The organism is Frondihabitans sp. VKM Ac-2883 (genome assembly GCF_015350875.1).
Taxonomy (GTDB): domain Bacteria; phylum Actinomycetota; class Actinomycetes; order Actinomycetales; family Microbacteriaceae; genus Frondihabitans.
This window is the reverse complement of record NZ_JADKSF010000003.1, coordinates 485,422-509,780: the sequence shown is the minus strand read 5'-3', so window position 1 is coordinate 509,780 and position 24,359 is coordinate 485,422. Positions and strand designations below refer to the sequence as shown.

Annotated in this window: 22 protein-coding genes; 10 read left to right on the top strand and 12 right to left on the bottom strand. The window is 68.4% G+C overall.

From position 1 onward, the window contains the following. Positions 1-230: 230 nt before the first annotated feature. Positions 231-1,385 (top strand): Gfo/Idh/MocA family protein, encoded by a 1,155-nt coding sequence (locus ITJ49_RS08530; RefSeq protein ID WP_194603964.1) that lies wholly within the window; start codon positions 231-233, stop codon positions 1,383-1,385. A 120-nt stretch (positions 1,386-1,505) separates the two neighbouring features. Beyond that, a complete protein-coding gene (locus ITJ49_RS08525) occupies positions 1,506-2,429 on the top strand; it encodes a sugar phosphate isomerase/epimerase (RefSeq protein ID WP_194603961.1) in 924 nt (307 codons plus the stop codon). Here ITJ49_RS08525 and ITJ49_RS08520 read toward each other — a convergent pair. The 6 genes from ITJ49_RS08520 to ITJ49_RS08495 form a co-directional block, all read right to left on the bottom strand. After that, on the bottom strand, positions 2,420-3,469 hold the full coding sequence (locus ITJ49_RS08520; protein WP_194603957.1) for a type IV toxin-antitoxin system AbiEi family antitoxin domain-containing protein: 1,050 nt from the start codon (positions 3,467-3,469) through the stop codon (positions 2,420-2,422). The two genes, ITJ49_RS08525 and ITJ49_RS08520, sit on opposite strands and share 10 nt — an antisense overlap. A gap of 412 nt (positions 3,470-3,881) precedes the next feature. Further along, positions 3,882-4,802, bottom strand: a complete 921-nt coding sequence (locus ITJ49_RS08515; RefSeq protein ID WP_194603954.1) for a cation diffusion facilitator family transporter — start codon at positions 4,800-4,802, stop codon at positions 3,882-3,884. Then, complete coding sequence (locus ITJ49_RS08510) at positions 4,802-5,164, bottom strand: metalloregulator ArsR/SmtB family transcription factor (protein ID WP_055960053.1); 363 nt, start codon at positions 5,162-5,164, stop codon at positions 4,802-4,804. Before ITJ49_RS08510 ends, ITJ49_RS08515 begins: the two co-directional genes overlap by 1 nt. Positions 5,165-5,354: 190 nt before the next feature. After that, a complete protein-coding gene (gene aroD, locus ITJ49_RS08505) occupies positions 5,355-6,128 on the bottom strand; it encodes a type I 3-dehydroquinate dehydratase (RefSeq protein ID WP_194603951.1) in 774 nt (257 codons plus the stop codon). Next, complete coding sequence (locus ITJ49_RS08500; RefSeq protein ID WP_194603949.1) at positions 6,125-6,973, bottom strand: shikimate dehydrogenase; 849 nt, start codon at positions 6,971-6,973, stop codon at positions 6,125-6,127. Before ITJ49_RS08500 ends, aroD begins: the two co-directional genes overlap by 4 nt. Positions 6,974-6,982: 9 nt before the next feature. Continuing rightward, positions 6,983-7,867: an alpha/beta hydrolase fold domain-containing protein gene (locus tag ITJ49_RS08495; protein ID WP_194603945.1), complete on the bottom strand. Its 885-nt coding sequence runs from the start codon at positions 7,865-7,867 to the stop codon at positions 6,983-6,985. A gap of 139 nt (positions 7,868-8,006) precedes the next feature. Between ITJ49_RS08495 and ITJ49_RS08490 the strand changes: the two genes are divergently transcribed. From ITJ49_RS08490 to ITJ49_RS08470, 5 genes are read left to right on the top strand one after another with little or no spacing between them, the layout of a single operon-like run. Further along, positions 8,007-8,765 carry an NUDIX domain-containing protein gene (locus tag ITJ49_RS08490; protein WP_194603942.1) on the top strand — a complete coding sequence of 253 codons (759 nt, stop codon included), beginning with the start codon at positions 8,007-8,009 and terminating at the stop codon, positions 8,763-8,765. Further along, positions 8,762-10,072, top strand: coding sequence for a quinolinate synthase NadA (gene nadA / locus ITJ49_RS08485; protein WP_194603939.1), 1,311 nt, complete (start codon positions 8,762-8,764; stop codon positions 10,070-10,072). The genes ITJ49_RS08490 and nadA overlap by 4 nt, the downstream gene beginning before the upstream one ends. A 10-nt stretch (positions 10,073-10,082) precedes the next feature. After that, complete coding sequence (gene nadB / locus ITJ49_RS08480; RefSeq protein ID WP_194603935.1) at positions 10,083-11,774, top strand: L-aspartate oxidase; 1,692 nt, start codon at positions 10,083-10,085, stop codon at positions 11,772-11,774. Then, complete coding sequence (gene nadC, locus ITJ49_RS08475) at positions 11,761-12,660, top strand: carboxylating nicotinate-nucleotide diphosphorylase (RefSeq protein WP_194603932.1); 900 nt, start codon at positions 11,761-11,763, stop codon at positions 12,658-12,660. Before nadB ends, nadC begins: the two co-directional genes overlap by 14 nt. A gap of 13 nt (positions 12,661-12,673) precedes the next feature. Continuing rightward, a complete protein-coding gene (locus ITJ49_RS08470; RefSeq protein WP_194603929.1) occupies positions 12,674-13,825 on the top strand; it encodes a cysteine desulfurase family protein in 1,152 nt (383 codons plus the stop codon). 604 nt (positions 13,826-14,429) lie between these two features. Here ITJ49_RS08470 and ITJ49_RS08465 read toward each other — a convergent pair. From ITJ49_RS08465 to ITJ49_RS08455, 3 genes are all read right to left on the bottom strand, one after another. Then, positions 14,430-16,514, bottom strand: a complete 2,085-nt coding sequence (locus tag ITJ49_RS08465) for a fructose-specific PTS transporter subunit EIIC (protein ID WP_194603926.1) — start codon at positions 16,512-16,514, stop codon at positions 14,430-14,432. A 72-nt stretch (positions 16,515-16,586) separates the two neighbouring features. Next, positions 16,587-17,555: a 1-phosphofructokinase family hexose kinase gene (locus tag ITJ49_RS08460; RefSeq protein WP_194603923.1), complete on the bottom strand. Its 969-nt coding sequence runs from the start codon at positions 17,553-17,555 to the stop codon at positions 16,587-16,589. Then, a complete protein-coding gene (locus ITJ49_RS08455) occupies positions 17,552-18,340 on the bottom strand; it encodes a DeoR/GlpR family DNA-binding transcription regulator (RefSeq protein ID WP_194603920.1) in 789 nt (262 codons plus the stop codon). The genes ITJ49_RS08460 and ITJ49_RS08455 overlap by 4 nt, the downstream gene beginning before the upstream one ends. 237 nt (positions 18,341-18,577) lie before the next feature. Here ITJ49_RS08455 and ITJ49_RS08450 point away from each other — a divergent pair, with 237 nt between their 5' ends. Next, the gene (locus ITJ49_RS08450; RefSeq protein ID WP_194603918.1) at positions 18,578-19,195 is read left to right on the top strand and encodes a hypothetical protein; all 618 of its coding nucleotides are present in this window, start codon (positions 18,578-18,580) and stop codon (positions 19,193-19,195) included. Positions 19,196-19,295: 100 nt separating this feature from the next. Beyond that, positions 19,296-19,691, top strand: a complete 396-nt coding sequence (locus tag ITJ49_RS08445) for a VOC family protein (protein ID WP_194603915.1) — start codon at positions 19,296-19,298, stop codon at positions 19,689-19,691. Positions 19,692-19,897: 206 nt separating this feature from the next. On the opposite strand, the gene ITJ49_RS08440 is transcribed toward ITJ49_RS08445, so the two are convergent. Together ITJ49_RS08440 and ITJ49_RS08435 are read right to left on the bottom strand one after the other, a co-directional pair. After that, positions 19,898-20,647, bottom strand: coding sequence for a fumarylacetoacetate hydrolase family protein (locus ITJ49_RS08440; RefSeq protein WP_194603912.1), 750 nt, complete (start codon positions 20,645-20,647; stop codon positions 19,898-19,900). A 13-nt stretch (positions 20,648-20,660) separates the two neighbouring features. Beyond that, entirely contained in the window at positions 20,661-21,611 is a 951-nt protein-coding gene (locus ITJ49_RS08435; protein ID WP_194603909.1) for a D-2-hydroxyacid dehydrogenase family protein, read from the bottom strand. Between the two features lie 101 nt (positions 21,612-21,712). Here ITJ49_RS08435 and ITJ49_RS08430 point away from each other — a divergent pair, with 101 nt between their 5' ends. Next, positions 21,713-22,711 (top strand): LLM class flavin-dependent oxidoreductase, encoded by a 999-nt coding sequence (locus tag ITJ49_RS08430; protein WP_194603906.1) that lies wholly within the window; start codon positions 21,713-21,715, stop codon positions 22,709-22,711. 237 nt (positions 22,712-22,948) lie between these two features. Here the strand turns inward: ITJ49_RS08430 and ITJ49_RS08425 are convergent, their stop codons facing one another. Further along, positions 22,949-23,989: an LLM class flavin-dependent oxidoreductase gene (locus ITJ49_RS08425; protein WP_194603903.1), complete on the bottom strand. Its 1,041-nt coding sequence runs from the start codon at positions 23,987-23,989 to the stop codon at positions 22,949-22,951. Positions 23,990-24,359: the final 370 nt, after the last annotated feature.

Sequence of the window (24,359 nt, the reverse complement as noted above, 5' to 3'; positions counted from 1 at the left end):
CTCGTGGGAGAACGTCCAGGCCCGCTACACCGCCGCGACCACCAAAACCGACGGCCTCCTCGTCTTCTAAGACCCGCTGTGCTGTGCGCCCATCGCCCTCGTGGCGGTGGGCGTTCCTTTTTCGTCGTCGCCGACTTGACTTACGGCGCGATAGTGAGGACTTTTGATTGACAGTCGGCAGAAGTCCCGGTTAGATCGACTCGAGACCGTTCAACGAATGAAGGATTTCCATGGCTCCCTCCTCTCTGCGCGTCGCCATCGTCGGCACGGGCATGATCGGCGCGGTCCACCGCCGTGCCGCCCGAGATGCCGGTGCCGAAGTGATCGGGGTCCTCGGGTCGAGTGCGGCTCGCTCGGCCGAGTTCGCCGCAGAATGGGGCGTCGCCAGCGGTTACGCCACCTTTGATGAGCTTCTCGCCGACTCACCCGACGTCGTGCAGATCTGCACTCCCAACGGCTCGCACTTCGACTACGCCCTCCAAGCCATCGACGCCGGCGTCAATGTCGTCTGCGAGAAGCCGCTGGCGATGACTGCCGAGGAGGCCGCAGTGCTCGCCGAAGCCGCTACTGCCGCGGGGGTTGTCGCCACCGTTCCGTTTGCCTACCGCTATCACCCCATGGTGCGAGAGCTTCGCGCGCGACGAATCGCGGGCGAGCTGGGCGAAGTGCATCTCGTTCACGGTTCCTATCTCCAAGACTGGCTGCTCGATCCTGAATCGTCGTCGTGGCGGGTGGACGCCGCGGTCGGTGGTCGATCTCGTGCATTTGCCGACATCGGATCGCACTGGTGCGATCTCGCCGAGTTCATCTCGGGCGAGCGGTTCGTGGCGGTGTCGGCGACCACGACGGTCGTCTACGCCGAGCGACCTGTTCCGAGCGGCCCCTCCTTCGGCGCCGAGCGGTCGTCGTCGTCCGAGGTGATGCCGGTCACGACCGAAGATGCGGCCATCGTGACTTTCAAGACAGCCTCCGGAGGAGTGGCCAACACGGTCATTTCGCAGGTCTCTGCCGGCCGTAAGAACCGGCTCTGGGTCGAGGTCGACGGATCGAAGGCCTCCGCGGTTTTCGATCAGGAGAACCCCGAGACGGTGTGGTTGGGGACGGAATCGGGCACCATGCTCCTGCACCGTGCAGAGGGTGTGCCGGATCCTGATCAGGCTCGTCTCAATCGAGTGCCATCGGGTCACCCGCAGGGCTATCCCGACGCGTTCTCGGCGTTCCTGGCCGACACGTATGCCGCTGTTAGGGGCGAGGCTTCCGACGGGCTTCCGACATTCACGGATGGTCTGCGCGCCGCACGCATCATCGACGCCGTCCTGGAGAGCGCCGAGTCGTCGTCGTGGACGTCGATCGCTGAGGCATCCCCGGTGCTCACCGAAGGCTGAACCCTCGGGCGCAGGCAGCCTGCAGCTGTCATTGCACCCTGCCACGTCGTCAGCGGCACCCGTCGATCGTGGCAGCCACACCCAGCCGACCCCGGTCGGCACACCTGAATTGGAGAATGCGTGAAACTCGGAATGCTGACCGCCTGCTTGCCGGACTGGTCTCTCGACAAGATCGCCACGTTTGCTCGAGACACCGGATACGAGCGACTCGAGGTCGCAGTCTGGCCCAAGGTCGGAGGTCGCGAATTCGAGGCGTCTCATCTGCCGGTCGCGACTTTCACCGACGATGATGCGGCTCAGACCCGCGAGACCCTCGATCGCACCGGTCTCGAGATCAGCGCCCTTGCGTACTACGAGAACAATCTGCACCAGGATCTCGACACTCGCGACGCCGTGCGTACGCACTTGAAGCACTCGATCGACGCCGCTGCCAAACTCGGCGTGCCCTACGTCGGCACGTTCATCGGCCGCGACAACTCGAAGAGCGTCAAAGAGAACATGGTCGAGGGCTCTCGGGTGCTGCCGGAACTCGTCGACTACGCCGGAGAGCGCGGGGTCAAGCTCATCATCGAGAACTGCGTGATGGAAGGATGGCACCCCGACGGTTACCCGGGCAACATCGCCTACAGCCCGGAGCTCTGGGACTGGGTGACGGGGCTCGGCTTCGGCCTCAACTGGGATCCTTCGCACCTCACCTGGATCGGGATCGACCCCCTAGAAACGATCCTCCCGTTCGCCGAGCACATTGTTCACGCGCAGGCGAAAGACCTGGAGCTGTTTCCGGAGAAGCGCAACCAGTATGGCTTCTTCGGCAAGGTAGACAAGGGCGACAACCCTTGGGAGATGGGCTGGTGGCGCTTCAGGGTGCCCGGTCGCGGCACCGTCGACTGGCCCCACGTGGTCGACCGTCTCTACGAGGCAGGCTTCGACGGAACCCTCTCGGTCGAGCACGAAGACCCGCTGTGGGGTGGCTCGGACGCCAAGATCACCGAGGGGCTCCGTATCGCTCAGAAGACACTTCGCCCTCTCATCGCTCACGAGTGAGACTCGGCACTCGCAAGGTCCGAGGCGGGTGTCCGATCGAGCGTGGCGACGGCCTCGCGTTCGCTCGATGTGAGGCCACGTTGCGGTGGAGCGAATTGATCGCTCCTGAGATCGTCTATGCCCAAGCGTCGGCATCTCCATCGCCGGCGGCGTGGTGCGAGACGAGGTGATGGAGACCGAGATGCCTGACGCCGAGGGGGCGGCAGGCTCGGAATGTGCCGGGCAATGGCCTCGCGAGCGGCTACCGTGACGCGGTGCCAGGCTCGCCGAATGAGTGCAGAGCTCAAACGCATCGGGACGCGGCCCTCACACGTGATGGCGAGGTCTTTGGAGCGATCGGCTTCGAACGAGTCGGCGTGAAAGGCGTAGCCGTCGATCTCGACACCCAGGACCCCATCGACGACGAGGTCGATCGAACGGCCGCCCTCCACACCGACCTGCGTCTGCACGTCGTGCCCGTCGGCGACGAAGCGAACCCGGCCGACGCTCTCGAGGAAGCTCTGCGACTCTGCATCCGACCAGGTGACGATGCCGCGGGCGTCGGCAGGCAGGGCGCGCGCGACCTCGTGGAGCGCGGCAGGTGTGAAGTGGGGTGAACGGCGTGCCCAATCCCACAGGGCGACCGCCTCTTCGAACTCGGCCTCTACGACGGCTCGCGCTAGCGCGTCTCGAGGGTCGACGGCCCAGGCAGGGCCGCGTGCGACGACCGAGGGGCGGTCGTGAACGACGCGCACTCCTCGTCGCCGATGAAGCCTCGCCGCATTTCGAGCGACGGAGACCACGGGCGGCGGATCGGCCGCCCACATCCAGCCACCGAGCAGCTTCACGGCCGCAGCGCCGGTGAGGCGGCCGCCCACGCTCATTGCGACGAAGCGGGGGTCGTCCGGTTCGAAGGTGGAGTACCAGCCGCGCCTCGGGCGTCGCACGATGCCGTCGCGGACAGCGCGGGTGAGTTCGCGGGGGCGGATGCCGTGACGGAGGAGATCTCGGCGGTGAAGGGCGCCGCCGGCTGCTGTGACAAGTTCTTGAATGGAATTCATGCCACCAGCGTGGGGCTGTGTCAATGGGCGCGGAGTCGCCGACGGCGATCTGTGGAGAAGTGAGTCCGGGGTGCACCCTGTGGAGACGAGGACGTCGGGGTGGAGGCACGCGCACGTATCAGGAGTTGAGGCTGGGGTGGGACGCGGGGAGTGGGATCCTGGGTTTGGTGGGGCCCGGGTTCCTGACGGACGAACCGGTGCGAGCCCGGCGAGCCTGCCAGGGGCTCCGGGTGAGTGGGCGGGTTCGCAATCGCGGCGGAGGAGGCGGGCTGCGCGCAGGGATCAGGACTAGGAGCGCGCCCGCTGCGAAGAGTCGCGAAAGGCAGCCACCCGCGAGGCGAGATGCCTGAATAGCGCCCCCGAACAGGAGACGACCCCACAGCACGACCCACGCCCGACCCGCGCGCGAGCCCTAATCGTGCCCGGGGTGCTCGTGCTGCTGGTGCGTCACCGGTTCGAGCTGGAACGTAGAGTGCTCGATCGGAACGCTGAAGTGGTCGAGCACGCAGGTCTGGAGGTCGTCGAGAATGCGCGGTGCATGGCCGTCTTCGAAGCAGCCCTGCTCGACCACCACGTGGGCGCTCAGGACCGGCAGCCCGGTCGCGATCTGAGAGGCGTGCAGGTCGTGGACGCCCTTCACGTGCGGCAACTCGAGCATGTGAACGCGCACGGCGTCGAGGTCGAGGCCCCGTGGTGTCGACTCCAAGAGAACGCTGGTGGTTTCGCGCAGGAGCGCGATGGTGCGCGGGACGATCAAGACAGCGATGAGCATGCCGGCGACGACGTCGGCTCGTGCCCAGCCCGTGAAGGTGATCACGAGCGCGGCGACGATGACCGCAACGGAACCGAGTGCATCGTTCAGGACTTCCAGGAAGGCGGCGCGGAAGTTGAGGTTGGTGCCACGCTCAGAACTCAGGACGGCCAGCGAAGCAGCGTTTCCGACAAGGCCGATGATTCCGAAGACAAGGAGCGAGGAGGAGGGCACCGACGGCGGCTCGAAGAGACGCTGGACTCCCTCGACAAGCGCGTAGATACCGACCGCGAGCAACACGGCTGCCTGCCCGAGAGCTGCGAGAACCTCGGCCCGACGGTAGCCCCAGGTGAGGCTCGCGGTCGCGGGCCGTGCCATCAGCGAGGCGGCGACGAGTGCCGCGGTGAGCCCCGCGGCATCGGTCAGCATGTGGCCGGCGTCGACGAGCAACGCCAGGCTGTCGGTGACGATGGCTCCCACGACCTCGGCGACGAGGATGGTGAGCGTGATTGCCAGCGCGATCGCCAGGCGGATGCGCGACGAGGGGCCGGATCCTGAAGTGTGACCGTGGTCGTGAGCCATCAGATGCTCTCGTGGTGGTGGCGGATCGTGCCTCCGACGGAGTGCTCTGCCTGATGGATGGCATCCTGCACCAGCTTCGAGGCGTGGTCGTTGGCGAGGCGGTAGAAGACCCTGTTGCCGTCCTGACGGGTGGACACCATCCGAGCCATCCGCAGCTTGGCGAGATGCTGCGAAACCGCGGTCGGTGATTTGGAGACGCGTTCGGCGAGACTGTTCACCGACTGCTCGCCTCCGCCCAGGGCCAGAACGAGTCGCACACGTGTCGCGTCGGCGAGCATGGAGAAGACCTCGACGGCGAGTTCGACATAGGTCTCATCGGTGTCGACCGGGTCGACGGGGGCAACCTGCGTATCTTCGAGCATGCGTAGATAGTTGCACGCGAAGATGGCTGGCGCAAGGGAGCCGGTCGCGAATCAGGAGATGAGGCGCCGGTCACACCAGAACACAAGGATCCGACGGGGAGACAGGCCAGATCTCCTGAACGACGCTCGCGGGTCACAAGCTCTGCGACAACCAGCGCCCGCCAGCGCCCGCCAGCGCCCGTCGCGCGCACTACCCCTGAGCCGCGTGCACCGCCACGAGCGCACGCCGCACGTCGCGCGCGGAAAGCTGCCCCGGCGCGCTCGCGGCGCTCACCGAGCCGAACGTCGCCGAGGATCCGAACACCTCGCCGGCAAGACGGCTCACGACGCCGAGTGGCCCCATCGCCATGGTGATCGCGGGTCGGACGGCCTTCGTCGTCGTGAACTCGGTGGTCGCCTGCATCAGCGTCAGCACGTCGCTCGGCGTCTTCGGCATCACCGCGATCTTCACGACGTCGGCGCCGAGATCCTGCTGGAGTGACAGCCGGGCGAGAATCTGCTCGATCGTCGGGGTGCGCTCGAACTCGTGCGACGACATCACGACGGAGGCGCCGGCCGCGTGGGCGCCGTTCACGATGCGCTCGAGCGAGCCGAGTTCGGTGAACATCTCGACGTCGACGGCTTCCACCAGCCCGGACGCGAGAGACAGGAGGGCCTCGTACGAGCCCGCGTCGATGTCGCGGTGCCCGCCCTCCGGCTTCGAGCGGAAGGTGAAGAGGATGGGCACACCGTGCCGGAGCTCGTCGCGCACGGTCTCGATCGCTCGTTGTACCTCGTCGAGGTCGTCGACAGCCTCGAAGTGGTCGATGCGGAGTTCGACGAGGTCGAGGTCGTCGTAGTCGAGTGCGGCGATCTCATCGATCAAGGCTTCGCGGGTCGAGCCGAGGAGGGGCACGATCACCGCCGGCATTCCCGGTCCGAGCACGACAGTGCCGATGTGGGCGGGGCGAATATGGTCGCTCATGCGGAGGCCTCCGCGGGGAGCCCGACGGAGACACGCATGGCCGCCCTAATGTCGTCTTCGCTCGGGAGGGGGGAGTCTTGCCGGAGCCCTGCGAAGAGGCGTACCTGGCCGATCGCCTGTTCGACGAGCATGTCGAGGCCGCTGACCGCGACCGCTCCGGCGACTTGCCAGGAGGTGGCGAGTGGGCTCGGCCACGGGTCGTAGGCCACGTCGAGCAGAACGGATTCTGCGGAGGCCGGCGCGATCCGGGGTATGTCGACACCACCGGGGAGCGTGCTGATGACGAAGTCGAGGGTGCGGACGGCGTCGTCGGGGGTGAGTGGCTCGACGGTCAGATCGAGGTCGAGTCTCTCGGCGAGGTCGCGCGCGTCGTCGGCCCTCGACGTGTCGCGAAGGAGGAGGGTGATGCGACTGGCCCCGAGTTCGGCTGCGGCGGCCAGTGCCGAAAGGGCGGTGGCCCCTCCGCCGAGGATCGTGCACGATTCGTGCCGCGCCGACGTGGCTCGGCCGACAGCGCGTGTGATGCCGTCGACATCGGTATTGAAGCCAGCGAGAGTCGCGCGGCCCTGATCGTGTTTCAGGATGACAGTGTTCGCCACGCCAAGGGCCTGAACCAGCGGGGAAGCGTCGTTCAAAAGGGGGATGACCTCACGCTTCAGGGGCATGGTGAGGCTGAGGCCGAGCCAGCTGTCGTCGAGCCCGCCCACGAACGCCTCGAGCTCGCCCGAGGCGACCTCGGCGCGACCGTAGTCCATGTCGAGGCCGAGGCGCGCGAACGCGGTCGACTGCAGAAGGGGGGAGAGGGAATGCTCGATGGGTGACCCGAGCACGGCGAGACGGCGCATTCTGCGATCTTAACGAGGCTCGCGGAGGACCGAGGCCATCTCGTCGAGAGCCGTTCGCGCCTCAGGAACCCAGGGGGCACCCGGAAAGTCGTGGAAGCCGCCGTGGACGACGTGCAGGTCGACGAGCCCACCCGCGCGAGCGATTCTCCGCGCGAGTTCCTCCGCGTCGGCGAACAGAACGTCGTGATTGCCCTGCTGAATGTGAACCGGCGGCAGCGAGGCCAGGTCGCCGAGAAGCGGACTGACGAGTGGATCGGTCGGCGCCAGCTCGCCAGCCCACATCCGGCCGGCCTCGGCGAGCCCGCGCGGAGCCAGCATATGGTCGAGAGGCGCGAGGGCATCGACTCTGGGATTCGTCATGGTGGCCTCGACCCAGGGGGAGATCAGCAGGATGCTCGCGGGCTGGATGCCGCCTCGGTCTCGGTACTGCTGCGCCTGCGCCAGAGCGAGCCCGCCGCCCGCCGAATCGCCCCCGAGGTGGACGGCCGTGCCGAACTCGGCCGTCGCCTGATCGAAGACTTCCTCGAGAAAGGGCAGGGCGTCCGACACGGTGTACTCAGGCGCCAGACCGTAGAGGGGAACGTCGATGCTGGCGCCGCTCCGCGCAACGAGCCGCGCCAGGATTCCCCACTGGGCCGCGCCGATCGGGAACACGTAGCGGCCGCCGTGCGTGTAGATCAGGTGTGTGCCGCTGGGCGAGCGCCGGGGAGTCAGCCGGATGACCCGCCGCCCGTCGACAGTGCGCTCGGTGACGTGCGCCACGCGTTTCACCAGCGGTGTCGGCTCGGCAGCATCGCCGCGCGATTCGATCGCGTGGCGGAGCGTGACGGCGTCGGTCGTCGTGCGCTTGCGCAGAACGAGGAGCCTGCGGGTGGCGGTGAGCAGCGTCGACATGAGCCGAGGGTAGCGGCAGGGAGAGCGAGGGGTGCCGAGCGGCGCAGGCCGGATCCTTGGTCGGCACTAGGTCAAACTGACCTTAAGGGTTAGAGTCAACTCGACCTTAACCCTGCGCACCGACCGACGAGGCATCCTGATGAGCGAACCAGCACCGCACGACGTCGCAGGCGCGTCGCCCGCGCTCGCCGTCTCGACGGTGATCTTCTCCCTCCTGCCCTCCGAATCGACCGGGCGCATGGCGCTTCACATTCCTCTTGTCCGCCGCATTCGTGAGCCGTACCGAGGCCTGTGGGCGCTGCCGGGAGGGCCGCTCGGTGCCGACGAAGACCTTTCCGACGCCGCCCGACGACACTTGCTCGACACCACCGCGCTTTCGCCGACCTATCTGGAGCAGTTGTACGCATTCGGGGCACGAGGCCGTTCACTCGCCGAGCGCGTCGTGTCGATCGTCTATTGGGCGCTCGTGGCCCGGCAGGCCGATGATCAGAGCTCAGGATCCGGCACGGCCGACCCCGTGCCACTCGTCCAGGGCGACCCGAACGTCTGCTGGTTCGACGCCGACGACCTGCCGTCCCTGGCCTTCGATCACGGCACCATCGTCGACTACGCCCTCTGGCGGCTCCGCACCAAGATGGAGTACAGCCGTATCGCGGGGGCATTCATCGGCGACACGTTCACGCTCGCCCAGCTGCGCGAGGTGCACGAGGCCGTGCTCGGGCGCGAACTCGACCCCGCCAACTTCCGCCGGATGATCGAGGCGAGCGATGCGGTCGTTCCGACGGGCGAGTTCTTGACCGGCACGAAACACCGGCCGCCGCGTCTCTATCGCTACAACCACGCGTCCGCTCCGAGCGGCGACAACCCTCTGAGCACTCGAGAAAGCCGAACCGCATGACCAGCGTCGACACCACCATCCGTCGCATCACGAACGGCGAGAGCCCAGGGAAGGTGTGCGCCACCGACCTGCGCGAGGCGCCCTGGGCATTCGACACCGGCGTACCGTCGTACGGTCCGGGCTCGTCGATGTTCGACCCGATTCCTGCCCGGTCGCCCCTTCAGGGGGAGATCCCCGCGGAATACCGCGAGGCATCAGCTGACGAACTGCACCGCCGGATCCTTGCCGCGAAAGCGATCCTCGGCGACCGCGTCCTGGTACTCGGGCACTTCTACCAGCGCGACGAAGTCGTGCAGTACGCCGACTACGTGGGCGACTCGTTCCAGCTCGCGGTCAAGGCGAAGGCGTCGCCCGAGGCTGAGGCGATCGTGTTCTGCGGGGTGCACTTCATGGCCGAGACGGCCGACCTCCTGTCGACGCCGTCACAGGCCGTAATTTTGCCCAACCTCGCAGCCGGATGCTCGATGGCCGACATGGCCGATATCGACAGTGTGGAGGCTGCGTGGGAGCAGCTCGAAGGCGTCTACGGCGACCTCACCGCACTCGACGGCGAGGGCAAAGTGCCGGTGATCCCCGTCACCTACATGAACTCGGCCGCCGACCTCAAGGGATTTTGCGGTCGCCACGGCGGCATCGTCTGCACCTCGTCGAACGCCGAGACAGTGCTCGAATGGGCCTTCGCGCGAGGTCAGCGCGTGCTCTTCTTTCCCGACCAGCACCTCGGGCGCAACACCGCGAAGGCCATGGGCGTGCCGCTCGAGGAGATGCCGATGTGGAACCCGCGTCGCCCCCTCGGCGGCTCGACAGCCGAGCAGCTCGACGACGCCAAGGTGATTCTCTGGAACGGCTTCTGCTCGGTGCACAAGCGCTTCACCGTTGCTCAGATCGAGGCGGCGCGCGCTGAGCACCCCGGTATCCAGGTGATCGTCCACCCCGAATGCCCGATGCCCGTCGTCGACGCGGCCGACTCCTACGGATCGACCGACTTCATCGTCAAGGCGATCGCCGCGGCGCCCACCGGATCGACGTTCGCCATCGGCACCGAGATCAACCTCGTGCAGAGACTCGCGCAGGAGTATCCGCAGCACACGATCTTCTGCCTCGACTCCGTCGTTTGCCCCTGCTCGACGATGTACCGCATCCACCCCGGCTACATCGCGTGGGCCCTCGAGGCACTCATCGGCACGGCCGACCGCCCCGCCGAGGTGCTGAACCGCATTACGGTGCCGACCGACGTCGCCGAACCGGCCCGGGTCGCACTCGAGCGGATGCTCCAGGCCAAGCCGAATCACACGGTCTCGGTCTGACATGGCGCTCATGAATCAGGAACAACGCGAGGTCGTGGTCGTAGGATCCGGTCTCGCCGGTCTCACCGCGGCCCTCCGCGCCGAGTCGCTCGGGCACAGCGTCACGCTCGTCACGAAAGGGGCTCTCGACGAGAGCAACTCGCGCTGGGCGCAGGGGGGTATCGCCGCCGCTGTCTTCGACGACGACTCGGTCGCCCTGCACGTGACCGACACGCTCGCAGCGGGCGCGGGGCTCTCGATCCGCCGGGCGGTCGAAGTGCTCTGCGCCGACGGGGCGGTTCGCATCGACGACCTCGTCCGCTGGGGAGTCGACTTCGATCGAGACGGGGCGGACTGGTCTCGCGGGCTCGAAGCAGCCCACAGTCGGCCGCGGGTGCTGCACGCCGGCGGAGACGCGACCGGTAAGGCCATCGTTCTTGCCCTCATCGAGCGCCTCGGCCACACCACCGTCCGCGTGATCGAGAATGCGTTCGTTCTCGACCTGGTGATTGCGCGGGTGCAGCCGGCCGGAGCTTGCAGTGCCGCTGGCACGCGCGTCGTCGGCGTCGACCTGCTGGTCGCCGGTTCAGAGCTCAGGATCCGAGGCGACGCCGTGGTGCTCGCGACCGGAGGTGCCGGTCAGCTCTACGAATTCACTACCAATCCGGGCGGAGCCACCGGAGACGGCCTCGCCGCGGCCTGGCGTGCCGGTGCCCGGGTCGACGACCTCGAGTTCTACCAGTTCCACCCCACGGCACTGGCGGTGCCCGGTAGCTTCCTGATTTCTGAAGCGGTCCGCGGTGAGGGGGCCGTTCTGCTGGACGCAGGCGGACGCCGATTCATGGCCGGGGTCGACCCTCGCGCCGAACTCGCACCACGCGACATCGTCGCGCGCGGGATAGCCGCACAGATGGCGGCGCAGGCGGGGCTGCCCGTGCATCTCGACGCCACCGCCCTCGGCCGAACCACGCTGGAGCGCCGGTTCCCGACGATCACCGCCGCTACTCGCGCGGCCGGGCTCGACTGGTCTGTCGACCCGATCCCGGTCACACCCGCGGCCCACTACTTCATGGGCGGAGTGACCACCGATATCGACGGCCGCACGTCCCTTCCGGGTCTCTACGCAGTTGGCGAAGTCGCGTCGACCGGCGTCCACGGAGCGAACCGTCTGGCCTCGAACTCATTGCTCGAAGCCGCCGTATTCGGGTGGCGGGCGATCGAGGCGATCGGTGGCGACGATCTCGGCGACGCGAGCGCTCTCGAAGGCGCTCGCCCCGAGCCCGTCGCGCGAGACGGGGCGACCGGGGCGAGCCGTGGGATCCTGCGTTCTGATCTGCAGCGGGTCATGTGGGAGCACGTCGGAGTGACCCGGTCGGAACAGGGGCTCCTCGAGGCCGAGGAGTGGCTGGCCGAGGCGACCGTCGAGGTGCCACGGGACCGCGTCGGCGGCGGAGACAGCGTCGATCGCAACGACCGCTCCGACCGCACGGACCGCACCGACCGCACCGACCGCACGGACCGCACGGACCGCACGGACCGCACCGACCGCTTCGACCTGGAGACCGCCAACCTGCTCGATGTCGCTCGTCTGGTCGTCGCCGGGGCGCTTGCTCGCGAGGAGTCGCGCGGGGCACATTTCAGGATCGACTTTCCGCATCCATCCACCGAGTTCGCCCACCCGCTGTCGTGGGCACGAGAGGTACCGCAGCATGCTCACCAATGACGCGATCGAGCAGGTCGTCCGACTGGCCCTTCGGGAGGACGCCCCCTGGGGCGACGTGACGAGCGAGGCGCTCATCCCCGTCGATGCCACCGCGACCGCCTCCGTCGTGGCCCGCGAGGCCGGAGTGCTGAGCGGGGTCCGAGTGCTGAGAGAGACCGCGCGGCAGGTCGATCCGTTGATCGAGGTCGAGACCCGTGCTGCCGACGGCGGTCGGTTCGAGGCCGGAGACACGGTGGCTGTCGTGCGTGGATCGGCACGATCCATCCTGAGAGCCGAACGCGTCGCGCTCAACCTGCTGCAGAGGCTGTCGGGCATCGCGACGCTGACCTCCGAGTACGTGGCTCTCACCGCGGGCACGTCAGCCCAGATCGTCGACACGCGCAAGACGACTCCGGGGCTCCGCGCGCTCGAACGTGACGCGGTCGTGGCGGGTGGCGGACGAAACCATCGCTTTTCGCTCTCGGACGCGGTGCTCGTGAAAGACAATCACCTGGCCGTGCTCCTGGCCTCCGGATTGACGGTGACCGAGGCTCTTCTGACCATGAAGGCGAAGCTGTCGCATACGACTCACGTGGAGGTCGAGGTCGATCGCCTCGACCAGATCGAAGACGTTCTGGCCGCCGGAGTCGACACGATCATGCTCGACAACTTCTCGCCCGCCGACCTCGTCGCCGGGGTTGGCGCCGTCGCCGGACGAGCTCTCGTGGAGGCGAGCGGAGGCGTCAATCTCGATACGGTCGCCGCCATCGCCCGATCCGGGGTCGATCTCATCTCGGTGGGCGCTCTTACGCACAGTGTCCGGGCGCTCGACCTCGGTCTCGACATCTCGATCGACTCCCGCGCGGGTTCGTCGGGCCGAGCACCCGCCGGATTCGCCGTCCTGTGATCGGTCGCTGACCGTGCTCTATCTCGACACCGCAGCCACGTCGCCCGTTCGTCGCGAGGCGCTGGAGGCGATGTGGCCGTATCTCACGGGTGATTTCGGCAACCCGTCGAGTCGGCACACCGTCGGTGAGTCGGCCGCGCGTGCACTTGAGGGTGCGCGCTCCGCCGTCGCATCCTGGCTCGGATGCCGCCCGGGCGAGGTCGTCTTCACGGCGGGGGGAACAGAGGCCGACAACCTGGCCATCAAGGGCATAGCCCTCGGCAACCCGCGCGGCCGCCACCTGGTGACCACTGAGATCGAGCACGAAGGGGTGCTCGAGTCGGTGTCGTTTCTCGCCCGATTCCTCGATTTCGAGGTCTCGTTCGTGCCGCTAACTCCGACCGGAATTGTCACGCCCGACGCCCTCCGATCCGTCCTGAGAACTGACACGACGCTCGTCTCGATCGCCCACGCCAACAACGAGATCGGCACCGTCCAAGACATCCCGGCGCTGAGTGCCATCACCAGGGCTGCGGGCATTCCGTTCCACACCGATGCCGTTCAGTCCGCAGGATGGCTCGACACGCGAGTCGACCACCTCGGTGTTCAGGCTCTGACGATCTCGGGCCACAAGCTCGGCGCCCCTAAAGGGGTCGGCGCCCTCTTCGTGGCCGGCCGTTTGCCGATCGAACCGGTTCTGCACGGCGGCGGACAGGAGCGCGGTCGCCGTTCAGGAACAGAGAACGTCGCAGGATCCGTGGCGCTGGCCGTGGCCGCTCAACTCGCCGAATCCGAGCGTGTCGCGCGAGTGGACTCGGCGCGCACTGCCCGCGACGCCTTCATCACCGACGTCCTGGCGCGCGTTCCCGACGCTCGGCTCACCGGCCCGGCAGGTGCTTCGCGCCTGCCGGCAAACGCCTCGTTCGTATTCCCGGGCACGAGTGGCGAATCGGTGCTGCTCGAACTGGAGCGCCGGGGCGTCGTGTCGTCGAGCGGCTCCGCGTGCGCGGCCGGGAGCGACGAGCCGTCACACGTGCTGACGGCGCTGGGCGTGCCGGCGGACGTGGCGCAGACGTCGGTGCGATTCACCTGGGGCGGCGAGGTGACGGCCGCGGCGCTGACCGAGGTGGCCGCTGCGGTGGAGGCGGCGGTGGCTGTGGTGCGCGGGTTGGGCGCGCGGCGCTGACGGCGCGCGTTTCAGGAGTGTGAGCGCGGGTGGGCCGCGCGTGCGGGGCTGGAGTGCCGCGTCGCGCCTGGTTGCCTGAGTTGCGCGCAGGGGAAGGCCGCGCGGAGCGCTCGCTCGTGAGGGTTGGGCGCGCGGCGCTGCGGGTGCGCGTTTCAGGATTCTGGGCGCGCACGGGCGCGTTTGCAAGGGTGTGCCGCAGGGTGGCGCCTGGTTGCCTGAGTTGCGCGCGTGGAATGACCGCGCGAAGCGCTCGCTCGCGTGGGCGGAACGTGCAGGGGTGACGGCGCGCGTTTCAGGAGTGTGGGCGCGGGTGGGTCGCGCGTGCGGGGCTGAAGCGCCGCGTCGCGCCTGGATGCCTGAGTTGCGCGCAGGGGAGGGCCGAGCGGAGCGCTCGTTTGCGAGGCGGGTGCGTGTGGGGGTGGTGGCGTGTGTGGGTGCGCGTTTCAGGATTCTGGGCGCGGGCAAGCGAGTTTGCAGCGATGTGGCGCCGCGTCGCGCCTGGACGCCTGAGTTGCGCGCGAGAGACACCCCGCCGCACGCACAAGGGCGCCACCCCGCACGAAGCAGGATGGCGCCCAGGAGCAGCAAGCAGCAAGCAGCCCAGCTACACGGCCACGGGTTCGCGCTGGTCCACGACCGCAGCGGCGGAGGCAGCCTCTTTCTCGTCCGCACCCACGGGGCGGCGGCGCACGAAGCGCTTGAGCGCGACGAGCACGACCGCGGTTACGACGGTGCCGGAGAGGATCGCCACGATCCACATGAGCAGGTTGCCGATCGCGAAGAACACGAAGATGCCACCGTGCGGCGCCTGAGATGTGACCCCGGCCGCCATCGAGATGGCACCGGTCACGGCACCACCGACCATGCTGGCGGGGATGACGCGCAGCGGGTCGGCCGCGGCGAACGGAATTGCACCCTCCGAGATGAAGGAGGCGCCGAGTAGCCATGCCGCGCCGCCGTTGGTGCGCTCGACCTGCGAGAAGCCCTTGCGGTAGAGCACGGTCGAGGCGAGCGCCATCGCGAGCGGGGGCACCATTCCGGCACCCATCACGGCGGCCATGATCATCCACGGGGCGGGGTTGTCGACCGAGCCGGCCGAGAGGCCGGCGACCGCGAACGCGTAGGCCACCTTGTTGACGGGGCCACCGAGGTCGAAGCACATCATGAGGCCGAGGATGACGCCGAGCAGGATCGCGCCGGAGCCGGAGAGGCCGTTGAGGAAGTCGGTCAGAGCCTTCATCAGGGAGGCGATCGGCCCGCCCAAGAACAGAAGCATCAGGCCGGAGGCGAAGATGGACGCGAAGAGCGGGATGATCACGACGGGCATCAGGCCGCGGACGAAGCGGGGCACGTTGAGCTTGCCGATGTAGTACGCGGCAGCACCGGCGAGCAGACCTCCGACGAGCCCACCGAGGAACCCGGCGTTCATGAACACGGCGATCGCACCGGCGACGAAACCGGGCGCGATACCCGGGCGGTCGGCGATCGCGTAGGCGATGTAGCCGGCGAGAGCTGCGACCAGGAAGCCCATCGAGGCGCCACCGATCTGGAATGCGGCGGCACCGAGGTAATACCCGAGGCCCTCAGGCGGCAGGTTCGCGAGTGAGTAGTTCTGCAGTGCGTAGACCGCGTTGTTCACGGTGTGGCCGTCGGCGGTGAGCGCGATGCCGAAGCCCGAGAGCAAGAAGCCGAGGGCGATCAGCAGACCTCCGCCGGCGACGAACGGGATCATGTACGAGACGCCGGTGAGCAGCCACGTCTTGAGCGACGAGCCGAAGCCGCGACGGCCCTGCGCCATGGCGGGGCCCGAGGCGACACTTCCTGTCACACGAGCGGCACGCGGGTCGGTCGAGGCTGCGATGGCCTCCTCGACCATGGCGGTCGGCTCGTCGACTCCGCGCTTGACGGGGCCCTGCACGAGCGGCTTGCCGGCGAAGCGGCCACGGTCGCGGACGTCCACGTCGACGGCGAAGATGACGGCGTCGGCGGCCTCGATGACCGCAGGATCCAACGGGGTCACCCGTCCGGAACCCTGCGTCTCGATCTGGAGGTCGGCGCCGAGTCGCTTTGCTGCCGCGACGAGTGCGTCGGCGGCCATGTACGTGTGGGCGATTCCGGTGGGGCAGGCGGTGACGCCGACCAATTTCACGCGGTGACCCGAGTCGGATCCTGAATTCTGACCCGCGGAGCCGGCGGCGGGAGCGGTAGTGCCGGTGACTCCGCGAGCGGCGTCGACCTCGCCGCCGACCTCCGCATCGACGAGGGCGACCACGTCGGCGGGTGTGGCCGCAGCGCGCAGGGCAGCCGTGAAGTCGTCGCGGATGAGCGCTCGGGCGAGCGTCGAGAGCACGGTCATGTGGTCGGCGTCGGCGCCTTCGGGCACGGCGATCATGAAGACGATGTCGGCGTCGCCGTCCGGAGCGCCGAACGGCACCTTGCGAGCCAGGCGCGACATCGCGAGTGTCGGCTCAGAGACCGACGACGAGCGGGCGTGCGGAATGGCGATACCGCCGGGCACTCCGGTGCCGACGGAGGCCTCGCGCTTGATGGCGTCGTCGGCGAGTGACTCGGCCGATCCGGCGCGACCGTCGGCGGCGACACGCGCCGCGAGGGCGCGGATCACGTCGGACGAGGTCTCGCCGAGATTCTCGTCGAGACCGACGAGCTTCGTGTTGATGAGGGTGGACATGGGCTGGAGCTCCTTTGCTGCGGCTGCTGCTGTGGTGCGTTGAGGTGAGATGAAACGGCTAGGGGAGGAGGATCAGGCGCGAGTTGCGGACGCCTGCGAGAGAGACACGACGTCGATCACGTCGGGGAAGGTCTGCCCGAGAGTCGGCACGAGGCTTCCCGGCAGGGAGGCCGCGGCGGCGCCCGAGGCGACGGCCTGTGCGAGTCGGGCCGCGGGGGAGGCCCCCGCCGTCTCGGCGAGCAGGTAGCCCGCGAGAGACGAGTCGCCCGCTCCGACGGTCGACAGGGCCACGATGGTCGGGGCTGCGGCGAACCAGGCGCCGGTGCCGTCGACGAGCACGGCACCCGCGCTTCCGAGAGTGAGCAGAACAGCGCCGACTCCGCGGGAGAGAAGGATCCGGGCACCCGCGACGGCCGCATCGCGGTCGGTCTCGTAGACGGCCGGGTCTCCTCCGACGATCTCGGCGAGCTCTTCGGCGTTGGGCTTGACGAGGTCGACCCCGACGCCGGACTCGATGAGGGCCCGGAACGGGGTTCCTGAGGAGTCGACAGCGATGCGAGGTGCGTCGGCACCGAATGCGAGTCGCACCGAGTGGACGACCCCCGCGAGGAAGTCGTCGGGCAATCCGGGAGGGAGTGAACCGGCGATAACCAACCATTCGGTGGATGCGGCGTGCTCGACGACCAGGTCGACGAGGGCAACGGCCTGGGTCGAGAGGTCGGGACCGGGTTCGTTGATCTTGGTGGTCGTGCCATCGGGGTCGGTGATCGTGATGTTCTGGCGAACGTGGCCGTCGATCGGCAGGTTCACCGTCGGAACGCCACGGGCTCGGAGTGCGACCAGCATGGGGTCGTCGAGGGCTCCGGGCAGGATCGCGACGGTGTCGGCGCCCGATGCGGCTAGGCCGCGCGAGACGTTGACCCCCTTGCCACCGGGCTCGTCGGTCGTGCGGAGCGATCGCTGCACCGCACCGTGCACGAGAGGCGCAGACAGCTCGATCGTGCGGTCGAGCGAGGGATTGGGTGTGAGCGTGAGGATCATGCGACGAGCACCTCCACGTTGGCGTCGCGAAGGGCTCCGGCCAGGTCGGCTGCGGGCTCCAGGTCGGTGATGACGGTGTCGAGCTCATCGAGCCGGGCGAAGCGGCTGAGCGCCTCGACGCCGTGCTTGGTCGAGTCGACGACGGCGACGGCGCGGCGCGCGGCCCGGATGTACGCCGTCTTGACAGCCCCCTCCAACTCGTCGGGGGTGGAGAGGCCGAATCCGGCGCTGATGCCGTTGGCGCCGACGAACGCGATGTCGGGTCGGAGGGCGGTCAGCTGTTCGACCGTGGCGCTGCCGACGGCGGCGCTCGTAAGGCCGCGGACGCGACCACCGAGCAGACGAAGGTCGATGTGCTCGCTGTGCTGGAGCAGTGCGGCGATCGGCACGGCGTTCGTGATGACGGTGAGGAGAACGCCCGGAGTGGCGGGTGTCCAGCCGGTGAGCTCGGCGGCGACGGCAGCGGTGGTCGTGCCGGCGTCGAGGGCGATGGAACCGACGAAGGTCGGGGGCACGAGGTGTGCGGCGAGACGCGCGATCGTCGACTTGGCGGGCGTCTGCTGGTCTTCACGCTCGGCCAGGCTCAGCTCGGTGACGCTGGTGTGACCCGCGGCGACGGCTCCACCGTGCACCCGCTGGAGGGCTCCGGCCTGCTCGAGGCTGTCGAGATCGCGGCGGATCGTCTCGGTCGTGACGGCGAAGCGCTCGGCCAGATCAGAGGCGACGACGCGGCCCTCGACGCGGAGGAGCTCGGCGATCGAGTCGTGGCGTTCGACTGCATACATGGGGTGACCTCCTCGTCGCCTGGTTTTGTCTGTGCTTTCGACAGACCATAGGCCCGTTTCGCAGACAAAGCAAGATGATCGCAGAAAAAGCCACATGCGGACCAGTGCAGGCAGAGGTGACGGGGGCGCGTTCGTCAGGAAGCGAGTCGCGCGACGGGCTCCAGCGCGCGGATCTATTGGGGGTGCGAGCCTGGAATCCTGAATCGCGACCACGCCACCCGCGCGTAGGCTCCGCCCATGACTCGCACCCGCCCCGACGACCATTTCGTCGGACGCATCGCCGGCGTGGGGACGACCTCCGGCACGCGCATCGTCGTCGGCATGTGGCAGAGCTCGCCACTCGGGCGTTTCGTCGACGTGATGATCGAGACCAAGGCGGGGCGCAGGATCCTGCTGGCCCCTTCTCAGGAAGTCGCGGACTACGTGAGCGCGACCTACACGTTCGACGAGGTCCGCGTGCAGACGGTCACCTGGGCGAAGATCGACGGCGGCCTGCGCGTCGACGCCGAGGGAGAGCTGGCGCTGACGCTCGGCGTGGGGCAGATCTCAGGCCTCGGAATGCTGCTTCGCGCCGTGCCGAGGCAGATCGCGACACGGCCCGGGTGGCTTCGGTTGATCGACCCGGTGGCCCGGATCCTCGTGCCCGGATCGGCGACAGCAGGCACTGCCGGAAGTGGAAGGCGTGAGTTCTACGGGGTCACCCTTGCGCGCCACATCACGGCGCTCTCGGGGTCGTTCGGGGGCAACGACTTGGGCACGCTCGCACCCCTCACCCCGGCCGTGCGGTTCGGGTTCGCCTCGTCACCGGCCACTCCAACGCTCGTCGACGTCACAACGACAATTCGGCACGGCTAGAGCGACGCTGTCATCGCTGCGCCGTCTTAGCCACACGGCCATCGCGGCACGGGGAGTGGCACGGGTAGCGGGCACGCGCGAAGGCGAGTAGACAAGCCGCATGACAGTGCGGTGGGAAAGCGTCGTCGTGGACTGCCGCGACCCGAGAGCGCAGGCGGCCTGGTGGGGCGAGACGCTCGGCTGGCCGGTCGTCTACGACGAAGAAGACGAGGCGGGTATCGCGCCGCCCTTTTTCGCTGAGCACACGCGCGAGACTCCGCCGATCGAGCGCTGGCCGGAGATGACGTTCGTGCCTGTTCCTGATGGCAAGACCATCAAGAATCGCCTGCACATCGACCTCGCGCCGGGTATCGACGACTCTCAGGAGGCGGAGGTCGCAGCGCTCGTGGCCCGGGGCGCCCGCCTGGCCGACGTCGGGCAGGGCGACGACGTGACCTGGGTCGTGCTGGAAGACCCGGAGGGCAACGAGTTCTGCGTGCTGTCGCCGCGGGTGTGAGGCGCGCACTTCTCAGGCGATCAGGCGAGCTTGCGCCGTCTGTGCAGGGCGGGGTCGCACCCTTGCGCCTCGTTTCCTGATCCGTGAACGCAGGATCCCACGGGGCCGCAACGAGTGCGGCTCGCGTCCGCGCTCACCCCCGCGCACGCATCAGGAACCCAGTCGCGCATCCACCGCGGGCGAGGGCCGCGCCCGCACCTCCGCGCTCAGCCTCCTGAGAACTGCGCCCCCGGCCGTGGCCCCAACTGCGCCCCCGGCCTCGGGCCCACCGTGAAGGCGAACTCCGCGACGCCGTCCACGCCGCCCGTCACGACGTCGCCCGGAACGAGCGGCCCGACCCCGGCCGGCGTTCCGGTGAAGATCAGGTCGCCCGGTGCCAACTCCCACGCCCGCGAGGCCGCCGCGATCACGTGGGCGACCGGCCAGATCATGTCGGCCAGATCGCCCTCCTGAGCGGTGTGCCCGTTCACAGCGAGCCAGATGCGCCCGGCACTCGGCACAGCGCCGTCGACACGGCTCGCCGGGACGATCTCCGACATCGGCGCCGATGCGTCGAAGCCTTTCGCGACATCCCACGGCCGGCGGGCGTCTTTCGCCTGCTGCTGCAGATCGCGGCGCGTGAGATCCACTCCGACGGCGTACCCGAAGACGTGGTCGAGCGCATCGACCGATCGGATATCGCTTCCGCCACATTTGAGCGCGACCACCAGCTCCACCTCGAATTCGAGTCGGTCAGTCTGCGTCGGGTAGGGGACCACTCCGTCGGCGGCAACCGCGGCATGCCCGGGCTTGGCGAAGAAGAAGGGAGGTTCGCGTGTTGGGTCGCTCCCCATCTCACGGGCGTGGTCGGCATAGTTGCGACCGACGCAGAGGATGTGACGGACTGGCAGGAGGTCGTCGGATCCTGAAATCCGAACGGACGGCTGGGCGGCCGGATCGAAAACGTAGGTCGGCATGAGGGAGCCTTTGCTACGACAGAGTCCTGATCGGCGAACCCGCCACGAACGCCAGTACGTCGTCGACGGCCTCCGAGTAGAACACCTCGTACACCTCGCGGGTGACATAGCCGATGTGAGGCAGCAGCAAGACGTTCGACAGCTTGCGGAGCGGGTCTTTGAGGGGGAGCGGCTCGACGTCGAACACGTCGAGCGCGGCGCCTTGGAGCGTATCGACCATGAGCGCCATCATGAGGGCCTCGGCGTCGACGATCGGCCCGCGCGACGTGTTGATCAGGAACGCGGTCTCTTTCATCTCGGCGAGCTGGTCGGCCGAGACGAGGCCTCGGGTCTCGTCGGTGAGGGGAACGTGCACCGAGAGGAAGTCGGAATCGGTGAACAGCTTCTCGAAGGTGACGGCGGATGCACCGCCCTCGGCGGCGCGCTCGTCGGTGAGGGTCGGGCTCCAGGCGATGATCGTCATGCGGAAGGCGGTGGCGAGTTCGGCCACCCATCGGGCCTGTTTGCCGAAGCCGAGGAGCCCGAGTGTCTTGCCCTCGAGTCGCGTGCCGATGGTGTGCTGCCATCCGTCGGCGTGCAGCGCGGCGTCTTCGGCGACGATGTTGCGGGCCAGGGCGATCATCATGCCGATGGTGAGTTCGGCGACCTCGCGCCCCGATCCACCGGTGCCGGAGACCACGATGCCCTGGGCCTTCGCCGCTTCGACGTCGATCGCGGCGTTCGCCATGCCCGTGGTCACCAGTAGGCGTAACTGCGGCAGCTGCTCGAGGGTCTCTCGCGAGAGGGCGGTGCGCTCGCGCATTGCCACCACGACCACGCTGGATCGCAGGCGCTCGATGAGCTCGTCACCCTCGAGATGCTCCGTCACCACGTCGATGTCGAAGTGGTCACGGACCGCGCTCCAGTCGGCCGACTCGAGAGCAACCCCCTGGTAGTCGTCGAGGATCGTCAGGGTCTCGGGCATGACTCCACGATATCGGCTGATCCCTCGTGCGCCGATGCCGACAATTACCTGACTTCAGGATCCGCGGGAACGTTCTGCCCCTCCCGCGCGTTATCTCCCGCATGACTCCTCGCCTGTCCATCCTCGACCTCGCTCCCATCGCCCCGGGTGAAACCGTGGCGGAAAGCTTTGCCAACAGTGTCGCTCTGGCGCAGGCCGCCGAAGCGAACGGCTACGAGCGCGTCTGGTACGCCGAGCACCACAACATGCCCACGATCGCCTCCAGCGCGACATCGGTGCTGATCGGCCACGTTGCAGGAAAGACCTCGACGATCCGACTCGGCTCGGGCGGCATCATGCTGCCGAACCACGCGCCGTTGAGCATCGCCGAGCAGTTCGGCACCCTCGCGTCGCTTTACCCGGGCCGCATCGACCTTGGTCTCGGTCGCGCGCCGGGCAGCGATCAGGCCACCATGCGTGCCATGCGGCGCGACCCGATGTCGGCGGAGTCCTTTCCGCAGGACGTCCTTGAACTGCAGGCGTACCTGAGTGGCGAGTCGCGTATTGCCGGAGTCTCAGCGACCCCCGGCGCCGGGACGAATGTGCCGCTGTACATCCTCGGATCCTCGCTCTTCGGAGCGCAGCTGGCTGCCGCCTACGGGCTGCCCTATGCAAACGCCTCCCACTTCGCACCTGACTCGCTGCACGAGGCCGTGGCGTTCTACCGCCGCGAATTCACGCCGTCGGCCCAGCTCGCCGAGCCCTACGTGATCGCCGGAGTCAACGTCGTCGCGGCCGAATCGCACGACGAGGCGCAGGCGCAGTTCGACTCGACTCGTCGCACCCGCGTGCGGGGAATGATCTCGCGCGGCGCCGCATCGCCGGAGTACACCGACGAGCAGATCGACATCTTCTTGACCACGCCGAACGGTCGGCAGATCGCGAACATGATGAAGTACGCCGCGGTGGGAACGCCCACGGAGGTCGGAGATTACCTCCGCAACTTCGCGGAGGAGGCTCAGGCCGACGAGCTCATCATCGCGCACCAGTCGCCGCAGATCGCCGACCGGCTGGCATCCGTGGAGCTCACTGCGGGAGCGATGCAGGCGGTCTCCGTCTAAGCCGGGCGGTCGCGCGCACATCAGGAAGGTGAGCGCGGCGTGGGCGCGGATCCTGGGGTCCGGGGTCCCGCCGCGCCTGCATGCCTGAGTTGTGAGCGCCCGCGGCGCCGTGCCTGGCAGGACGCCGGGCAGGGCAGGCGCGCGCGATTCAGGTATTTGGGCGCGGCGTGAGCGCGGATCCTTGGGCTTGACCCCCGGGCGCGCCTAGATGCCTGAGTTGCGACCGCCTGCAGCCGCTCAGGCCAGCGCCCGAGCCTCCGCACCCCAGCCGAGCTCGAGCCCGATGGCCCGCACCCCTTCGAGAAGGCGCGCGTTGAAGTCCACGCCCAACTGGTTGGGCACAGTCACGAGCACGGTGTCTGCGGCGGCGACCGCGGCGTCGGAAGCCAGCGAGGCCACGAGATCCTCGGGCTCGCCGATGTAGGAGCGCCCAAAGCGAGCGAGCGTGGTCGCGTCGAGGTGGCCGACCTGATCCTGTGCATCGACCTGGGCGCGCAGCCCGAAGTAGTGGCGCGACTCGTCGTCGATCAGGGGCACGATGCTGCGGGACACCGAGACGCAGGGTTCGCGTTGCCAGCCCGCTGCCGCCCAGGCCGTCCGGTAGAGGGCGATCTGTTCGGCCTGGAGTTTGTCGAAGGGCACTCCGGTGTCTTCGGTGAGCAGCGTCGAACTCTGCAGGTTCACTCCCTGCGCGGCTGCCCACTCGGCGGTTGCACGGGTGCCCGAGCCCCACCAGATGCGGTCGCGCAAGCCGGGAGACTGCGGCATGATCGGCAGGTATCCCGTCGATCCGGTCATTGCCGGATTCGCCGGTGCGACTCCGGCGCCGTCGATCGCCTCGAGAAAGTCGGAGAGGTGCTCGCGGGCCATATCGGCGTCGGTGTGAGCGTCACCGGGCGTGTGGCCGAACGATTCGTAGCCGGCCAGAGAGGTCTCGGGTGATCCGCGGCTCACCCCGAGCTGCAGACGGCCTCCTGAAATGAGGTCGGTCGTCGCCGCCTCTTCGGCCATGTACAGCGGGTTCTCGTAGCGCATGTCGATCACGCCGGTGCCGAGTTCGATGCGGGAGGTGCGAGCGGCCATGGCGGCGAGCAACGGGAACGGCGCCGCGAGCTGGCGGGCGAAGTGGTGCACGCGGACGGAGGCGTTGTCGATGCCGATCTCTTCGGCGGCGACGGCGAGCTCGATCGTCTGTGTCAGCACATCGGACGCGGTGCGCACTCGCGACCCGGGCACGTCCTGATAGTGCCCGAACGACAGGAATCCGATTCGCTTCATACCGCTGCAACTCGCGCCGGCACAGGAGCATTCCCTATGCGTACGTATCGAGGCGGGTGACGGTGGGCGGATCCTGACGAAAGGGCAGGGGGACCGCAGCCTCCAAAGCCAACGGAGGCGCTCCCGCGGGCCCTCGCCCCGCACTGCACGGCCCCTGGCTGCGCGCCGCTCAGGAACCTAGGCGCCGCGGGCCCCAGCGCCGCGGCCGCTCGGCGCGAGCCCTGCAGTAGTCCTGACGGGCGAGCGGCCGCGGTGGTGGGGCGGCGCCAGGGCCCGCGCGAGCGCCCGGCCGTGCTCGCGCCGTCGTGGGGCGGATCCTGCGCGTCTATCAGGAATCTAGCCCCGCCACCCGCAAAGTGGCCTGCTCACT

Bases quoted from the DNA above. Each gene is read 5' to 3' on its own strand.
- ITJ49_RS08450 (WP_194603918.1), top strand. From the start codon at position 18,578: ATGACTCGCACCCGCCCCGACGACCATTTCGTCGGACGCATCGCCGGC.
- ITJ49_RS08500 (WP_194603949.1), bottom strand. From the start codon at position 6,973: ATGCGCCGTCTCGCCGTGCTCGGGTCACCCATCGAGCATTCCCTCTCC.
- ITJ49_RS08520 (WP_194603957.1), bottom strand. From the start codon at position 3,469: ATGAATTCCATTCAAGAACTTGTCACAGCAGCCGGCGGCGCCCTTCAC.
- nadC (WP_194603932.1), top strand. From the start codon at position 11,761: ATGCTCACCAATGACGCGATCGAGCAGGTCGTCCGACTGGCCCTTCGG.
- ITJ49_RS08425 (WP_194603903.1), bottom strand. From the start codon at position 23,989: ATGAAGCGAATCGGATTCCTGTCGTTCGGGCACTATCAGGACGTGCCC.
- ITJ49_RS08530 (WP_194603964.1), top strand. From the start codon at position 231: ATGGCTCCCTCCTCTCTGCGCGTCGCCATCGTCGGCACGGGCATGATC.
- ITJ49_RS08440 (WP_194603912.1), bottom strand. From the start codon at position 20,647: ATGCCGACCTACGTTTTCGATCCGGCCGCCCAGCCGTCCGTTCGGATT.
- ITJ49_RS08490 (WP_194603942.1), top strand. From the start codon at position 8,007: ATGAGCGAACCAGCACCGCACGACGTCGCAGGCGCGTCGCCCGCGCTC.
- ITJ49_RS08495 (WP_194603945.1), bottom strand. From the start codon at position 7,867: ATGTCGACGCTGCTCACCGCCACCCGCAGGCTCCTCGTTCTGCGCAAG.
- aroD (WP_194603951.1), bottom strand. From the start codon at position 6,128: ATGAGCGACCATATTCGCCCCGCCCACATCGGCACTGTCGTGCTCGGA.
- ITJ49_RS08435 (WP_194603909.1), bottom strand. From the start codon at position 21,611: ATGCCCGAGACCCTGACGATCCTCGACGACTACCAGGGGGTTGCTCTC.
- ITJ49_RS08510 (WP_055960053.1), bottom strand. From the start codon at position 5,164: ATGCTCGAAGATACGCAGGTTGCCCCCGTCGACCCGGTCGACACCGAT.
- ITJ49_RS08465 (WP_194603926.1), bottom strand. From the start codon at position 16,514: ATGTCCACCCTCATCAACACGAAGCTCGTCGGTCTCGACGAGAATCTC.
- nadB (WP_194603935.1), top strand. From the start codon at position 10,083: ATGAATCAGGAACAACGCGAGGTCGTGGTCGTAGGATCCGGTCTCGCC.
- nadA (WP_194603939.1), top strand. From the start codon at position 8,762: ATGACCAGCGTCGACACCACCATCCGTCGCATCACGAACGGCGAGAGC.
- ITJ49_RS08460 (WP_194603923.1), bottom strand. From the start codon at position 17,555: ATGATCCTCACGCTCACACCCAATCCCTCGCTCGACCGCACGATCGAG.
- ITJ49_RS08455 (WP_194603920.1), bottom strand. From the start codon at position 18,340: ATGTATGCAGTCGAACGCCACGACTCGATCGCCGAGCTCCTCCGCGTC.
- ITJ49_RS08515 (WP_194603954.1), bottom strand. From the start codon at position 4,802: ATGGCTCACGACCACGGTCACACTTCAGGATCCGGCCCCTCGTCGCGC.
- ITJ49_RS08445 (WP_194603915.1), top strand. From the start codon at position 19,296: ATGACAGTGCGGTGGGAAAGCGTCGTCGTGGACTGCCGCGACCCGAGA.
- ITJ49_RS08430 (WP_194603906.1), top strand. From the start codon at position 21,713: ATGACTCCTCGCCTGTCCATCCTCGACCTCGCTCCCATCGCCCCGGGT.